General features: G+C 50.6%; 18 protein-coding genes. 16 read left to right on the top strand and 2 right to left on the bottom strand.

Annotated features, from left to right (window positions below; all coding sequences use genetic code 11):
- Nucleotides 1-60: 60 nt before the first annotated feature.
- From ndk to METMI_RS26805, 13 genes are all read left to right on the top strand, one after another.
- A complete protein-coding gene (gene ndk / locus METMI_RS0107400; RefSeq protein WP_019865642.1) occupies nucleotides 61-492 on the top strand; it encodes a nucleoside-diphosphate kinase in 432 nt (143 codons plus the stop codon).
- Nucleotides 467-1,579 carry a 23S rRNA (adenine(2503)-C(2))-methyltransferase RlmN gene (gene rlmN, locus METMI_RS0107395; RefSeq protein WP_029151537.1) on the top strand — a complete coding sequence of 371 codons (1,113 nt, stop codon included), beginning with the start codon at nucleotides 467-469 and terminating at the stop codon, nucleotides 1,577-1,579. The genes ndk and rlmN overlap by 26 nt, the downstream gene beginning before the upstream one ends.
- On the top strand, nucleotides 1,569-2,321 hold the full coding sequence (gene pilW / locus METMI_RS0107390) for a type IV pilus biogenesis/stability protein PilW (RefSeq protein ID WP_019865640.1): 753 nt from the start codon (nucleotides 1,569-1,571) through the stop codon (nucleotides 2,319-2,321). Before rlmN ends, pilW begins: the two co-directional genes overlap by 11 nt.
- Before the next feature lie 30 nt (nucleotides 2,322-2,351).
- Nucleotides 2,352-3,659 carry a histidine--tRNA ligase gene (gene hisS / locus METMI_RS0107385; RefSeq protein ID WP_019865639.1) on the top strand — a complete coding sequence of 436 codons (1,308 nt, stop codon included), beginning with the start codon at nucleotides 2,352-2,354 and terminating at the stop codon, nucleotides 3,657-3,659.
- 18 nt (nucleotides 3,660-3,677) lie between these two features.
- A complete protein-coding gene (locus METMI_RS0107380; RefSeq protein ID WP_019865638.1) occupies nucleotides 3,678-4,325 on the top strand; it encodes a YfgM family protein in 648 nt (215 codons plus the stop codon).
- The gene (gene bamB, locus METMI_RS0107375) at nucleotides 4,325-5,512 is read left to right on the top strand and encodes an outer membrane protein assembly factor BamB (RefSeq protein WP_019865637.1); all 1,188 of its coding nucleotides are present in this window, start codon (nucleotides 4,325-4,327) and stop codon (nucleotides 5,510-5,512) included. The genes METMI_RS0107380 and bamB overlap by 1 nt, the downstream gene beginning before the upstream one ends.
- Before the next feature lie 2 nt (nucleotides 5,513-5,514).
- Entirely contained in the window at nucleotides 5,515-6,912 is a 1,398-nt protein-coding gene (gene der / locus METMI_RS0107370) for a ribosome biogenesis GTPase Der (RefSeq protein WP_019865636.1), read from the top strand.
- A gap of 61 nt (nucleotides 6,913-6,973) precedes the next feature.
- On the top strand, nucleotides 6,974-7,480 hold the full coding sequence (gene tpx / locus METMI_RS0107365) for a thiol peroxidase (protein ID WP_019865635.1): 507 nt from the start codon (nucleotides 6,974-6,976) through the stop codon (nucleotides 7,478-7,480).
- 323 nt (nucleotides 7,481-7,803) lie between these two features.
- On the top strand, nucleotides 7,804-8,037 hold the full coding sequence (locus METMI_RS0107360; protein WP_019865634.1) for an OadG family protein: 234 nt from the start codon (nucleotides 7,804-7,806) through the stop codon (nucleotides 8,035-8,037).
- Nucleotides 8,038-8,172: 135 nt separating this feature from the next.
- Complete coding sequence (gene oadA / locus METMI_RS0107355) at nucleotides 8,173-9,963, top strand: sodium-extruding oxaloacetate decarboxylase subunit alpha (RefSeq protein ID WP_019865633.1); 1,791 nt, start codon at nucleotides 8,173-8,175, stop codon at nucleotides 9,961-9,963.
- Between the two features lie 23 nt (nucleotides 9,964-9,986).
- On the top strand, nucleotides 9,987-11,114 hold the full coding sequence (locus METMI_RS0107350; RefSeq protein ID WP_029151536.1) for a sodium ion-translocating decarboxylase subunit beta: 1,128 nt from the start codon (nucleotides 9,987-9,989) through the stop codon (nucleotides 11,112-11,114).
- A 130-nt stretch (nucleotides 11,115-11,244) separates the two neighbouring features.
- Complete coding sequence (locus METMI_RS0107345) at nucleotides 11,245-11,445, top strand: hypothetical protein (RefSeq protein ID WP_019865631.1); 201 nt, start codon at nucleotides 11,245-11,247, stop codon at nucleotides 11,443-11,445.
- Entirely contained in the window at nucleotides 11,411-11,806 is a 396-nt protein-coding gene (locus METMI_RS26805; protein WP_156829791.1) for a hypothetical protein, read from the top strand. Before METMI_RS0107345 ends, METMI_RS26805 begins: the two co-directional genes overlap by 35 nt.
- A gap of 24 nt (nucleotides 11,807-11,830) precedes the next feature.
- On the opposite strand, the gene METMI_RS0107335 is transcribed toward METMI_RS26805, so the two are convergent.
- Both METMI_RS0107335 and METMI_RS0107330 read right to left on the bottom strand, forming a co-directional pair.
- On the bottom strand, nucleotides 11,831-12,364 hold the full coding sequence (locus METMI_RS0107335; RefSeq protein WP_019865629.1) for a hypothetical protein: 534 nt from the start codon (nucleotides 12,362-12,364) through the stop codon (nucleotides 11,831-11,833).
- On the bottom strand, nucleotides 12,361-12,891 hold the full coding sequence (locus tag METMI_RS0107330; RefSeq protein ID WP_019865628.1) for a hypothetical protein: 531 nt from the start codon (nucleotides 12,889-12,891) through the stop codon (nucleotides 12,361-12,363). Before METMI_RS0107330 ends, METMI_RS0107335 begins: the two co-directional genes overlap by 4 nt.
- A 192-nt stretch (nucleotides 12,892-13,083) precedes the next feature.
- Between METMI_RS0107330 and METMI_RS0107325 the strand changes: the two genes are divergently transcribed.
- The 3 genes from METMI_RS0107325 to METMI_RS0107315 all read left to right on the top strand — a co-directional run bounded on the left by METMI_RS0107325 (nucleotide 13,084) and on the right by METMI_RS0107315 (nucleotide 15,109).
- Nucleotides 13,084-13,458, top strand: coding sequence for a VOC family protein (locus tag METMI_RS0107325; protein ID WP_019865627.1), 375 nt, complete (start codon nucleotides 13,084-13,086; stop codon nucleotides 13,456-13,458).
- A 54-nt stretch (nucleotides 13,459-13,512) separates the two neighbouring features.
- Complete coding sequence (locus METMI_RS0107320; RefSeq protein ID WP_019865626.1) at nucleotides 13,513-14,193, top strand: helix-turn-helix transcriptional regulator; 681 nt, start codon at nucleotides 13,513-13,515, stop codon at nucleotides 14,191-14,193.
- A 292-nt stretch (nucleotides 14,194-14,485) separates the two neighbouring features.
- Nucleotides 14,486-15,109 carry an L-threonylcarbamoyladenylate synthase gene (locus METMI_RS0107315; RefSeq protein WP_019865625.1) on the top strand — a complete coding sequence of 208 codons (624 nt, stop codon included), beginning with the start codon at nucleotides 14,486-14,488 and terminating at the stop codon, nucleotides 15,107-15,109.
- Nucleotides 15,110-15,122: the final 13 nt, after the last annotated feature.

Below are 15,122 nucleotides of genomic sequence, written 5' to 3'. Positions count from 1 at the left end.
CATCTTAATCGGCTATAATTGGCAATCATTTTTAATCAATCCCTTGGAGCTTTAGAAACAATGGCAATCGAACGTACCTTCTCAATCATTAAACCAGATGCAGTGGCAAAAAACGTGATCGGCGAAATTTATAGCCGTTTTGAAAAAAACGGCCTGAAAATCGTTGCTGCAAAAATGCTGCATTTGACTAAAGGACAAGCGGAAGGTTTTTACGCAGAACACAGCGAACGCGGTTTTTTCAATGACCTCGTCGCTTTCATGATTTCAGGCCCGGTCATCATGCAAGTGTTGGAAGGTGAAAATGCCGTTCTAAAACACCGTGAAATCATGGGCGCAACCAACCCTAAAGACGCTGCCGCAGGCACTATCCGCGCCGACTTTGCGAACAGCATAGACGAAAATGCCGTGCATGGGTCAGACGCATTGGCAACGGCGGCTAGAGAAATTGCTTATTTCTTCTCAGATGATGAACTCTGTGCCAGAACCCGCTAAGGTTAAAAAAATCAATTTGCTCGATTTCGACAGAAAAGGCCTCGCGGCCTTTTTTGTCGGTTTAGGTGAAAAGCCATTCCGGGCAACGCAATTACTTAAATGGATTTATCAGGAAGGGGTCACTGACTTTGACTTGATGACCAACTTAAGCAAACCTTTGCGTAGCTATTTGGCGGAAAACTGCTGTCTTGAGACCCCCGAAATTGTCGTTGAACAACTCGCCAGTGATGGCGTGTACAAGTGGGTGTTGCAAACCCATTGCGGCAATCGCGTGGAAACGGTGTTCATCCCCGAAGAAGGGCGCGGGACTTTATGTGTCTCCTCCCAAATCGGGTGCGCCTTGGCATGCACTTTTTGTTCAACCGCACAGCAAGGCTTTAACCGCAATTTGGACACCTCCGAAATCATTGGCCAGGTCTATGTTGCACAAAACCGCTTAGGAAAGGACGCCAAAGTCACTAATGTGGTCATGATGGGCATGGGCGAGCCGCTGTTGAATTTTGACAATGTGGTCGCCGCGATGAACTTGATGATGGATGATTTTGCCTACGGCCTGTCCAAACGCCGGGTGACCATCAGCACTTCAGGCGTAGTCCCCGCCATGTACCGGTTGACTGAAGTTTGTGACGTCAGCCTGGCGGTGTCCTTACATGCGGTCAGGGATGAACTGCGTGATGAACTGGTGCCGATCAATAAAAAATACCCGCTTAAAGAGTTAATGGAAGCCTGCCGCGAAAACGCCAAATTGGCGCCACGCCGCACCGTGACTTTTGAATATGTGATGCTTGATGGCGTGAATGACTCGCTGGAAGACGCCCATGGTTTAGTTGAACTATTAAAAACCGTACCGGCAAAAATCAATTTGATCCCGTTCAACCCTTTCCCAAATTCGTCTTACCGCTGCTCCAGCAAAAACCGTATCCACCAATTTAAAACCTTGTTGAACGATGCGGGGATAGTCACAACCGTCCGCAAAACCCGTGGCGAAGATATAGACGCCGCTTGCGGCCAATTGGTTGGCCAAGTGAAAGACAAAAGCCGCCGCCACCTTAAACTTAAACTGGCAGGTGCTGAAAATGTGGCCTGATAGGTGCCGGACAGGCAGATATGCGCTTATCTTGGCATGCGCCCTAACCTTGGGCGCCTGTGCGACCACGGCCGAAAAAAACGAAAAAACGGACACCTATTTGCAATTGGGTGTGCGTTATATGAATATGAACCGCTTGGAAATTGCCAAAGAAAACTTGGAAAAAGCCTTAAACAACGATTCCGGCAACGTTAAGGTGCATAACGCCCTGGCGTTTTTATACGAGAAAATTGAAAAATACCCTATTGCCAAAGAGCATTACGAGACCGCCTTGAAACTGGCCCCCGAAGACTTGGGGGTGCTGAATAACTATGGCCGTTTTCTTTGTGAACATGGCGACCCTGTCCAAGGCATGGGTTTATTGGCTAAGGCGATTGCCAACCTGCTGAATGACCGGCAGTGGCTGGCATTGACCAATGCCGGTATTTGCGAGCTAAAACAGGGCCAAAAATCGCGTGCCAAAGCTTTTTTTAAGCAAGCGTTGCTGAGCAATCCGGAATATGCCCCGGCCTTGCTGGAAATGCAGATCATCAGTTATCAAAACCGCGAATACTGGCCTGCCAAAGCCTATTTGCAGCGTTATTTGGGCACCGCCCAACATACTTCCCAATCATTGTGGTACGGGATGCAAACGGAGCGTGCCTTAGGCAATAATGGCCTGGCACAGGAATATAAAAATCTGCTGCTGGAAAGGTTCCCCCTTTCCGATGAAGCAAAAAAAGTCGAGTCTACCCAACAATAGGCAGCAGTAACAGGCAACCTTAATTCAAGCATGGCAAACACGATACAAGCAATACGCGGGATGCACGATGTGCTTCCGGAACAAACCCCTCTTTGGCAACACGCAGAAACAATTATCCGGGAAGTCATGGCTTCATACGGTTATAGTGAAATCCGCTTACCCATTGTCGAAAAAACCGAACTGTTCAAACGCTCTATTGGTGAAGTCACCGATATTGTCGAAAAGGAAATGTATACCTTCGATGACCGTAATGGCGACTCCTTGACGCTGCGTCCAGAAGGTACGGCAGGATGCCTTAGGGCTTGCCTTGAGCATAGCCTGTTGAATGGCCAAACGCATAGGTTGTGGTACTACGGGCCGATGTACCGCCACGAACGCCCGCAAAAAGGCCGCTACCGCCAGTTCATCCAACTCGGCGTAGAAACCTACGGCATGGCGGCCCCTGACATTGACGCGGAATTGATTTTATTGATGGACCGTTTATGGAAAAGGCTGGGCATCCGCGACAAAGTCCGTTTACAACTAAATTCGCTGGGGACAATAGAAGAGCGCAAAGCTTACCGTGAAGAATTGGTGGCTTATTTCCAGCAACATCTGGACACGCTGGATGAAGATAGCCAGCGCCGTTTACATACCAACCCTTTGCGCATACTCGACACCAAAAACCCGGCGATGCAGGAAGTGGTTTCCAAGGCACCGGAACTAATGGCTTATTTGGGCGAGGACAGCCTCCAACATTTTAAGGCCATTACCGCCACATTGGATGACCTGGCCATCCCTTACGAAATCAACACGCGCTTGGTACGGGGGCTGGATTATTACAGCAAAACCGTTTTCGAATGGGTCACCGATGAATTAGGCTCCCAAGGCACGGTTTGTGCTGGCGGACGTTATGACAGCCTGATCGAACAATTGGGCGGCAAACCGAATTTCGCAGTGGGGTTTGCGATGGGCATGGAACGTTTGTTGGCGTTGATGGAAACGTTGGCAAGCATCCAACCCGCCAAACCTGTGGATGTTTATATGGTGAGGGTCGGCACCCAAGCGGAACGTGCGGGCTTGCGTTTTGCAGAAGCGCTGAGGGCCGCCATCCCTGCGTTGAAATTACAGATTAATATTGATGGTGGCAGCTTTAAAAGCCAGTTCAAAAAAGCTGACAAAAGCGGTGCGGATTATGCCGTCATCATCGGCGACGACGAAGCCGTGCGGGGCGAAATTAGCCTAAAACCTTTACGGGACGGCCAAGGCCAGCAATCCTTATCACAACAGCAAGCCATCGGATTTTTACGGGATTACCTGGCGGCCCGGCAGAAAGCCGTTGTTAACCCTTTAAACTAAGCGCATAAGAGATTCACCGTGGAAATTTACGAAACAGAAGAAGAACAAGTTGCGGCCCTTAAGGGCTGGTGGAAAGAAAACGGGCAGGCGACCTTGATAGGCTTGGGGCTAGGCATTGCCGTTATTTTAGGCTGGAATTACTGGCAAGATTACCGGCGTGAGCAAGCCGAGCAGGCCGCCGGATTATATGCCCAACTGCTGAAGGCCCAAGCCGCAAACCAAACCGAATCGGTGGCCAAACTATCGGAACAAATGGAAACCCGTTTTGGCAGCAGCGACTACACCTTATTCAGCCAGTTGGCGCTGGCAAAAATCAAGGTCGAACAAGGTGACCTGGCTTCAGCCAGGCAAATTCTTGAAAAAGTGTCCGCCACATCGAACAAAGAGTTGGCCAACATTGCCAAAGTCAGGTTAGTGCGCTTACTGATGGCCAACAAAGAATATGAACAAGGTTTAAAATTGATCAATGACATTGATCCGGCCAAGTCCGCCAGCTTTTCCGGCCAATACGACGAATTGGTGGGTGATTTGTATGTGGCTTTAGACCGTGTTGACCAGGCACGCACATCGTACCAAAACGCGCTGAGAAATGGCCATCAATCGCCATTGCTACAGTTAAAAATTGATGATTTGACCCCCCCTGAAAAGGTAGAAAGTAACAAATAATGCGCTTAATTACGCTGCTATTGCTATGTTTGGGCCTGGCGGGCTGTGCCGCATGGGACACTGTTGGCGAATCCTTTTCCGGGATAGCCGATTATTTTGGCGGTGGTGAAGATAATACCGATCCGCCCAACATTTTGGTCGAATACACCCCTGAAATCAAAATCGAAGTACGGTGGAAAGAATCGGTAGGGGTCGGCGCTGATGAACAAATGCTAAAACTGGTTCCCGCCATCGGAAGCGCGAGGGTCATCGCCGCTGACCGCGAAGGGCTGGTCCAGGCCAGGGATTTGAGCTCCGGGGACAAACTCTGGGAAGCCAAAACCGAATTGCCCTTCTCGGCAGGCCCCGGGGTGGGGAAAAACACCGCCATATTAGGGACTAGCGACGCCGAAGTGGTTGCCTTAAACGCCGATAGCGGCACGCAACTATGGAAAATCAAAGTCTCCAGCGAAGTGCTGGCGGTGCCTGTAGTATCTAATGGTATTGTCATCGTGCATACGGCGGATGGCAAAGTCATCGCCATCAATGAAACAAACGGGGCAAAACTGTGGAGCTATGAAGTCAATGTCCCCGCGTTGAGCATACGGGGTTCGGCAACCCCGGTGATCATTGAAGACAAAGTCATCAGCGGTTACGACAACGGCAAACTGATGGCCCTGCAGTTAAAGGATGGCAAATATATTTGGGAAAGCAGTGTCGCCATCCCTAAAGGCCGTTCCGAAGTGGAAAGGTTGGTTGATTTGGACACGGATCCGCTGGAAGCCGCTGGCACTGTATATGTCGCTGGCTTCCATGGTGGCGTCAGCGCCATTTCTGAAATTGACGGTGAAGTGGTCTGGCGTAATGAAAGCGTTTCTTCCTATACAGGCTTGAGCAATGATTGGCGGTACCTGTATTTGTCCGATATTGAAAGCGATGTTTGGCAATTGGATTTGCGCAGCGGCTCGTCGTTGTGGAGACAAAAAGACTTGCACCAACGGCGCACCACCGCCCCTGCGGTTTATGGCCATTATGTCGTCGTCGGTGATTTTGAAGGTTATGTGCACTGGTTAAGCACCACTGACGGCCATCAATTGGGCCGTGTGCAAGTCTCTGGCGGCCCTATCGAAGCCAAACCTGTGGTCGTGGACAATACCGTTTACGTTTATGCAAAAGACGGCACGCTTGCCGCCTTAACAGTCCAATAATTATGTTACCTGTCATCGCCTTGGTCGGACGGCCTAATGTCGGCAAATCCACCCTTTTCAATTACCTGACCCGTAGCCGTGAAGCTTTAGTGGCGGATTTTCCGGGGTTGACGCGTGACCGCCAATACGGGCGCATCAAGCACGGCATCCGCCCGTGCCTGGTCGTGGACACCGGCGGTATCGCCGATGATGCCGAAGGTATCGAGAGCTTTTCCAGAAAACAGGTGCAAATCGCCCTGGAAGAAGCCGATATTGTGCTGTTTATGGTCGATGCGCGTGAAGGCCTTAGTGCCTCAGATAAAGCCATCGCCGAAACGCTGAGAAAAATGTCCAAACCCATCATCTTAGTGACCAATAAGATTGACGGTTTGGACGCCAACCTCGCCACCAGTGAATTTTACTCGTTGGCCTTGGGCGAACCATCGCAAATTGCCGCCTCGCATGGGCGCGGCGTCCCTGAATTGCTGGAGCGCGTCAATAAGTTATTGCCCCCTGCCGCCGATTTGGTGGATGATGAAGGCGAGCGCAAAGGCGTGGGCATCGCTGTAGTCGGCCGCCCGAATGTCGGCAAATCAACCCTGGTCAACCGCCTGTTGGGTGAAGAACGGGTCATCGTTTATGACCAGCCTGGCACCACCCGCGATAGCATTTACATCCCTTTCGAGCGCAATGGCAAACAATTTACCCTGATTGACACCGCGGGGATGCGCCGCCGTTCAAAAATTGCCGAAACCATCGAAAAATTCAGCGTCATCAAATCCCTACAAGCGATTGAAAAAGCGCATGTGGTGATTTACCTGATTGATGCCAGCGAAGGGGTGACCGACCAAGACGCGCATTTGCTGGGTTTGGTCATTGAAGCCGGACGGGCGATGATTATCGGCCTGAACAAATGGGACGGCTTGGACGCCCACCAAAAGGAGACCATCAAACGGCAATTGGAAGTGAAATTGGGTTTTATGGAGTTTGCCGAAAAACACCCGATTTCCGCGCTGCATGGCAGCGGCGTCGGCAAGCTGTTTGATGTCGTCAACAGCCTCTACGATTCGGCGATGATCAATATGTCCACGCCCGTGTTGACACGCATCCTCAAGGAAGCGACCGACGCGCACCAGCCACCGATGATCAACAACCGCCGCATCAAATTGAAATACGCCCACCAAGGCGGACGCAACCCGCCTATCGTGATTATCCACGGTGTCCAAACCGATGCCCTGCCCGTTTCGTACAAACGCTATCTGACCAATTATTACCGCGAAAAGCTGAAATTGTCCGGCACACCGATACGCTTGGAATTCAAATCGGCGGCGAACCCGTTTAGCGGACAGAAAAAGAAACTCACCGATTGGCAAGTGGAAAGGCGTGAACGCTTAATAAAACGGGTTAAAAGTAAAAAATGAGCCTATCCAACCATGGCGTGGCGAACAATCATTAACCCATTGGCAACAACCATACTGATTCATGGCACGCATATCTTTTCAAGGCAAACCCATAAACACCCTAGGCGAGTTACCCTTGACGGGCAACAAGGCCCCCGATTTCAAACTCGTCAACGGTAAATTAAAGGAAGTCTCCTTAGCGGCTTTTGCAGGCAAAAGAAAATTGCTGAACATCGTGCCCAGCCTGGACACCCCGACTTGCGCGGCCTCGGCCAGGATGTTCAACCAGAAAGCCGCCAGCCTTGCGAATACCGTCGTGCTGCTCGTGTCCGCCGACCTGCCCTTTGCGCAATGCCGCTTTTGTACGACGGAAGGCCTGCAAAACGTGATGCCATTGTCGACATTCCGCTCAAATTTTGCCGATGATTATGGTGTCAGGCTGACCGACAGCATATTGTCAGGCCTGACTGCGAGGGCGGTGGTCGTGATTGATGAATACGATAAAATCATCTATACCGAACTGGCTAGCGAACTGGCGAACGAGCCGGATTATGAGGGCGCCCTACGTGCCTTGGCAATGGCTGGTTAACGGTGCAACTTTACGGTATCCCGCCAACCCGACCGGCTCAAATGAAGCTAGGCCAATTCCGGCCTCTGGGCGCCAAGCTGTTCTTGCCATTTGTGGCGCCGCCCCACCCATCCCGCCAATAACCAGAATCCCGCAATTTTCCGAAGTTATGTGACCGCATCCCTATGCGGAGGGGTTAACAGTAATTGGCTGGGCATCGGCCTCCAATTAAGCATTATCCTTAGCATTTCATAGCATGAAACTGTCACTTTAGTTTGTTTAGCCACCCGTTTTATGGATAATGTATTTCAAATAGATTAAGTTTTGTAAAAGGATTAAGCGATATGGCAGAATTAATGAGTAGTGGCATTGAATTGATGTTCGCGGGCATGGGTATCGTATTTTTGTTTCTGACGATGCTTGTGGTCGCGATCAATATGATGTCATCGCTGGTGCAGCGGTTTTTTCCTGAGGCACCCCCCACACCTGTGATAGCCCCTCCTACCTCAAACAGCGGCATAGAGAAAGCAACCGTAGCCGCTATTACCGCCGCAATACATCAGTATCGGAAGCCATAACATAAACGCCCAATATTGCAGACAGTTGTAGTTCATCCGTAACCCAAAGGGGCACGAACTACGTTCACCATTCAATCGGCCCTGGCGGTCAAATGATAAAAGACTCATAAAAAGGTATTCTAGGAGAAACACAGCATGGTCAAACATAAAACAACGCCCTTAAAGATTACTGAGGTTGTCTTGCGGGATGCGCATCAGTCGATCCTAGCCACCCGGTTGCGTATCGAAGATATGTTGCCAATTTGTGCAAGACTGGATGACATCGGTTACTGGTCCATTGAATCATGGGGTGGCGCCACATTTGATGCCTGCATCCGTTATTTGGGCGAAGACCCTTGGGAACGCTTGCGTTTATTGAAAGCGGCGATGCCAAAAACCCCGCAACAAATGCTGCTCCGCGGCCAAAATATTTTGGGTTATCGCCATTATGCCGATGACGTGGTCGACAAGTTTGTCGAACGTTGCGCCATCAATGGCATTGACGTGTTCCGCATCTTCGACGCCATGAATGACATGCGCAACATTGAACATGCGGTCAAAGCCGTCCTGACCACCGACGCCCATGCCCAAGGGACGATCTCCTATACCACCAGCCCCGTCCATACCATGGACATGTGGGTCAACCTCGGCAAACAGATCGAAGATATGGGCGCGCATTCCATCTGCATCAAGGACATGGCGGGCCTGCTCAAACCCTATGAGGCTTTCGAGCTGGTGACACGCCTGAAAAAAAGCACAAAAATCCCTATCCACCTCCACTCCCATGCAACGACTGGCTTGAGTGTCGCCAGCATATTGAAAGCCGCGGAAGCAGGCATTGACAATGTCGACACCGCCATTTCCTCGCTCAGTATGACTTATGGCCACAGTGCGACGGAAACCATAGTCGCCAGTTTGGAAGGCACAGGCCGCGACACCGGTTTGGACTTGATTAAGCTGGAAGAGATTGCGGCCTATTTCCGCGACATCCGCAAAAAATACGCACAGTATGAAGGCAGCCTAAAAGGCGTGGACAGCCGGATCTTAATTGCCCAAGTCCCTGGCGGGATGTTGACCAATATGGAAAGCCAGCTGAAGGAGCAGGGTGCATCGGATAAATTTGACGAAGTGATCCAAGAAATCCCCCGTGTCCGCGAAGACCTAGGATTCATCCCATTAGTCACACCCACTTCGCAAATCGTCGGCACCCAAGCCGTCATCAACGTCATCAATGGCGAACGCTATAAAACCATCACCAAAGAAACCGCAGGCGTTTTGAAAGGCGAATACGGCGTGACCCCCGCCCCCGTCAATAAAGAACTGCAAGACCGTGTCCTCAACGGTGCGCAGCCTATTACGTGCAGGCCCGCTGACCTAATAGATGCGGAAATGGATAAACTGATCGCCGAAGTGCAGGAAAAAGCCCAAGCCGAAGGCGTCAAGCTGGCTGAAAATATTGAAGAAGACGCTTTGATAAACGGCATGTTTGCACAAGTGGGTTGGAAGTTCTTGGCTAACCGCGGCAATCCGGCAGCTTTTGAGCCCGCCCCAAACCCTGAGGCGTTCGTGGCCGCCAATGCACCGAAAGCCGAACCTGAGCAAACCAAAGGCATTGAAACGTACACGGTCAATGTCGATGGCAGGAACTTTAATGTTGCCGTCGGCCCTGGCGGCTCCGCGCTGGCCATCCAATCTGCAGTTGAAGAAGCCCCCCACCTGGAATTGGCCGCCCATAACGGGGCGGTGGTTTATGCCCCTATGGCAGGCAATATCCTGAAGATCCTGGTCAGTGAAGGCAGTATTGTTGCGGAAGGGGAAATTGTTGTGATTATGGAAGCCATGAAAATGGAAACGGAAGTGCGCTCTAAATTTGCGGGTATAGTCAGTGCAGTCCATGTCAAAGAAGGCGGCGCAGTAGCCGGCGGCAATGCCCTGATTTCCTTATAACAATGTATAGCTGACGGATATTTATGGAAAATCTCATTTCACTTTGGCACAGTACGGGACTGTACAACTTTACGGGTGGCCAGGCCTTCATGATGCTGGTCGGTTTTTTGCTCCTGTATCTGGCCATAAAAAAAGGCTTTGAGCCCTTGCTGTTATTGCCGATAGGCTTTGGTGCGATTCTCAGCAATATCCCGGTCGCAGGCATTGCCGAAGAGGGCGGGCTTCTGTACTACCTGTATTTCGGCATTAAAGCGGGGATATTTCCGTTACTGATTTTTATGGGTGTAGGGGCGATGACCGATTTTGGCCCCATGCTTGCCAACCCTAAGACCCTGTTATTGGGTGCGGCGGCGCAATTTGGGATTTTCGCCTCATTGCTGGGGGCGCTGGCTTTAAATGCCATACCAGGATTGGAATTTTCCCTAAAAGATGCGGCGGCGATAGGCATTATCGGCGGCGCAGATGGCCCGACCGCCATTTATGTCGCCTCAAAACTAGCCCCCGATTTGCTCGGTGCGATTGCCGTTGCCGCTTATTCGTATATGGCTTTGGTCCCGTTGATCCAGCCGCCAATTATGCGGGCGTTGACTACCGAAGCGGAACGCCGGATAGAAATGAAGCAAATGCGTAACGTCAGCAAAACCGAAAAAATTGTTTTTCCGTTGATGTTGTTGTTTTTGTCCATTTTGCTGCTGCCGTCCGCCACGCCATTGATCGGTATGTTCGCGCTAGGCAATTTGATGAACACCTGTGGGGTTGTCGAACGCTTAAGCCAAACCGCGCAAAATGAGCTGATTAACATCGTGACCATTTTCTTAGGCTTGTCTGTCGGCTCCAAGCTCAGCGCCCATGCCTTTTTGCAAATAGAAACCCTAGGCATTTTAGCTTTAGGTGCGGTTGCCTTTGCTATCGGCACGGCATCCGGAGTGATTATGGCTAAAATCATGAACAAATTCAGCGATACGCCGATTAATCCCTTGATCGGCGCGGCAGGTGTTTCCGCCGTACCGATGGCGGCGCGGGTGGCGAACAAACTGGGGCTGGAAAGCAATCCGCACAACTTCCTGCTGATGCACGCGATGGGGCCAAATGTGGCGGGCGTGATTGGTTCAGCGGTTGCGGCCGGGGTTTTGTTGAGTTTGATTAAATAGCTAGCCATACTGGGTTATATATTTAAAAAGCCCAATATGCAGTAATTACGTTAACTAATTATTATCGGTTTATTTTTTTTATACACGCATTAGAATACATACGTTTTATAAAAACATTTGAGGTAATCTTATGGAATATATTAAAAATTTTCTTAAAGGAGCAGGGGAAGTTTTAGTTTTAGATACCGGTTCACAATATATTCGCCCGTCCCGTAAAGGCTTTTCTAATGACATGGCTTTGTTACAAGCCGATGCCAGACGCATTGCCTCTGGTTTAAATAAAGCTACCCAAAAGTATGGCAAACAAGCATACATCGGCGAAAGTAAATAGTGGCAAAGATGGGCATCAGCTATCTATCCAGCAGCAAGAAACTGATTGTCCAATATTGCCAGTGCCGCAATTGGAGCAGCTTCAAAAATTTAAACCTGAAGCGGTTGATTGGGTTATAAAGCAAACGCAGATAGAAGCTGAACACCGACGATCTGAAACCATAAAAATTAACCGATACACGTTCATAGAACGTATAGTAGGGCAATTATGCGCTTTCTTAATCGGTATTGCGGGTGTGGTAGGTGGCTCTTATGTTGCCATTAGCGGGCAACCAGAAGCAGGTGGCGTTATTGCTACCGCAGCATTAACAGGACTTGCGGTAGTGTTTCTGACTGGCCGCGCAAAAAGGAACGCACCTTAAAAAGTGTAGCTTCTATTTACCTAATCATTCTTGCCTGAGCAAGCCCAACGTTTTCTCCGGCAACATTCCCCCGTCTTTCCCTTCCAAATGCAACTGTGCATCTTCATGCACGGTGGTCATAAACGTCAACAACTGCATTTCATAGTGCATTTTCTGGGCAAAATCCTCACATTCCCACATCCTGTTCAACAATTGTTTGGCATGATGATGGATGCCAAACACCACCGCCTCCGGCAATGCCGGGTAGCTGGCCTTAATGCTGGTCTTGAGTTGCGCCAGTGCTTTGAGATACTGCTGATAATCTTTGATGTCTTGCTGGCAACGGGCTTTGTAAATGCCCAATTCAGATTCATGCCGGGTTTTTAACAAAGCAATGTCCTGCTCCAACTGCACGGTTTTCTTTTTCAGTTCGGCCTGTAAATCCTGTTCGGCGAGCAGTTGCGCGTGGCGGAGTTGGGTTTGCTGTGGATGGGTGGCGGTTTGCCAATGCAGATGCGCCTCTTTGACCGAATGCCAAATGTAGGTAAGTTGCAAAGCCCAGTTTTTCAGTAAAGTCATCGTGTACCTAGATTGGCTATTTTGAGTTGCAATGCCAACAAAGCATCGGCGTTTAATTCCTGGCGATAACTGTCAAGCTCTTGTTGCAATTGCCGATAAGCGGTTTTCGGCAGTTGCCGCTTCAATGCCGATAAATCGCGGCGGACAGCTTTGCTTAATGATTTGATGTGCCGGCGGTTATCGGCGACTAAAAGGCGTTCGCGTTTAGCGTCATTAGTGATGGCGACTTTCATTTTTCGCCAATAGAACCGTTGTTTAAGGTTTTCCTGATAATTGGCGGTAAACAGCAAACGCCGTAACTGCCGTTGCGGTGCGGAAAAATAGCCGGTTATCGCGCGGCACACCAATCTGCCCAGCATCACCAAGCCACCGCAAAGCAAAACCCCAAACCCCAGCAAAAGCAGGGTGATACCCAGCCGCGTGGCGAGTTCCGGCAATAACGGGATGTGCCGCCAGAGCAAAAGCTTGCCGATGAATAAGGCAAGGAAAGCACTGGCAACCAGCCCTAAGGCGATACGGATAATCAAAATAGTCGGGGGCGGCGGTTGAAAAACCTTATTGTAGCGAAACCAAGCCTACGATGGGTGATAAACCGTTATGGCTGCATTTGTTATCGTGCACAAAAATTCCTAACGAGGATAAATACTACTGACACCACGCTGTCAGTAGGGCTGCCATACCATAGCCGCTCGTCAACACTTATTGTACGGAGAGGAAACATGAACACGAATGTAGCAAGCTGGTTTGAAATTCCGGTGACCGATATGCAACGGGCCAAAAACTTTTACCAAAACCTGTTGGCAACCACGTTTAAAGACGAAACCATGGAGGCCTATCAATTGGCGATTTTCGCGGCGGATGAAGGGGCGGTCAGCGGCATGCTGGTACTGGGCGAACAGTACCAGCCCAGCCAGACGGGTGCCGTAGTGTACTTTAACGCCGGCGAAGACCTCAACGTGCCGCTGGACAGGGTTGTCCCCAACGGCGGCGGTATCCTTCTCCCCAAAACGCCTATCCATGATGGCGACTGCGGTTACTTCGCGCTGATTTTGGATAGCGAAGGCAACCGCGTTGGTTTATATTCACCGTCCTAACCCTTCTTGAGTTGTAGGCGGCCGATCCCTCGGCCGCCTTTCCAAAACACTACCATGCGCCGCGCCGACCGTCTCTTTCAAATTGTCCAAATCTTGCGTAACAAACGCTTGGTCACCGCCAAAACGCTTGCCGAGCGGCTGGAAGTGTCCGAGCGCACCATTTACCGCGATATTCAGGACCTTAGCCTATCCGGCGTTCCCGTTGAAGGGGAAGCCGGGGTCGGTTACCGGTTGCGCCATACCCTCGACATCCCCCCGATCATGTTCACCCCGGACGAAATCGAGGCCTTGGTGGTCGGTGCGCGGATGAGCAAAACCTGGGCAGGCAGCGAGCTAGGCCAATCAGCGCAATCGGCACTGGACAAGATCACTGCCGTGATTCCGGCCGGGTTCCGGCATAAGATAGAAGACAGCAAACTGTTTTCCTTACGCTTCAGCCAACGCCCGGACATTGATATTCATCTGGACATTTGCCGTAAAGCCATCGACAACAAACACCTGTTGCAAATGGCTTATTGCCGTGCTGACGGCGAACAAAGCCTACGCCGTATCCGGCCACTGGGCTTGTATTTTTGGGGAAACGTTTGGACTCTGGTCGGTTGGTGCGAGTTGCGCGACGATTTCCGCAATTTCCGTCTTGACCGGATCCAAAGCATCCAGCCGGAAAATCAGACATTCACAGACAGTGAAGGCCAAAGCTTGCAGGATTTTATCAAGCGCATGGCGTGTATGTGAGCCCGGACGCCAAACCCATCCAAGCAATAACTGCATAAACGGCCCTATCGGCTTTTGAAAAAAGCCGATAGAGCCGTTGGCAAAAAAATTACCGAAAAACAACGATGGGGTCAACCATGCCCAACACCCGCCTAAAATAACTAGGACGCGGCAACCCCGCCTGGCGGGACACTCTTTTTAAGTATTCGCGGCAGAACCGTAGCCAAGGTGTAGGTTTGGCGGTGATTCGCCCTGCAAGCTTAATCTGATGTGGGCTATAATGTCGGGAATTCACACAGGCAATAGATAAGCAATGGCCCAATTTCTCGAAGTTCATCATGAAAATCCGCAACTGCGTTTGATCCAACGTGCCGTAGCGGTCATCCAACAAGGTGGCGTCATCGCCTACCCCACCGATTCTTCTTACGCATTGGCCTGCCATATCGGTGACAAGCAGGCGATGGACAGTATCCGCCGCATCCGGCAATTGGATGACAAACATGATTTCACGTTGGTGTGCAAGGATTTGACGCAAGTTTCAATGTTCACCAAAATCGGCAATGATGCCTTCCGCTTGATCAAAGCCCTCACCCCAGGGCCGTTCACCTTCATTCTCGATGCCACCAAAGATGTCCCACGACGCCTGCAGCATCCTAAGAAAAAAACCATAGGCATCCGCATCCCTGACCATCCTATCGCGCAAATGCTGGTGAAGGAACTGGACGAAGCCCTTTTCAGCACGACGTTGACCCTGCCTGGTGATAGCGAAGCCCTGAGCGACCCTTATGAGATTAGGGAAAAGTTAGACCACGAGCTGGATTTGATTATTGATGCAGGTATAGTCAACTTTGAACCGACCACTATGATTGAATTCACCCGCACCGGCCCCGTCATCGTCAGGCAGGGCAAAGGTATCGCCACCATGCTGGCCCAATAGAGGAAACACTAAA

Origin of the sequence: Methylovulum miyakonense HT12 (assembly GCF_000384075.1) — a bacterium.
In the GTDB taxonomy this organism is placed as follows: Bacteria; Pseudomonadota; Gammaproteobacteria; order Methylococcales; family Methylomonadaceae; genus Methylovulum; species Methylovulum miyakonense.
This window is presented reverse-complemented; position numbering and strand designations above follow the sequence as displayed.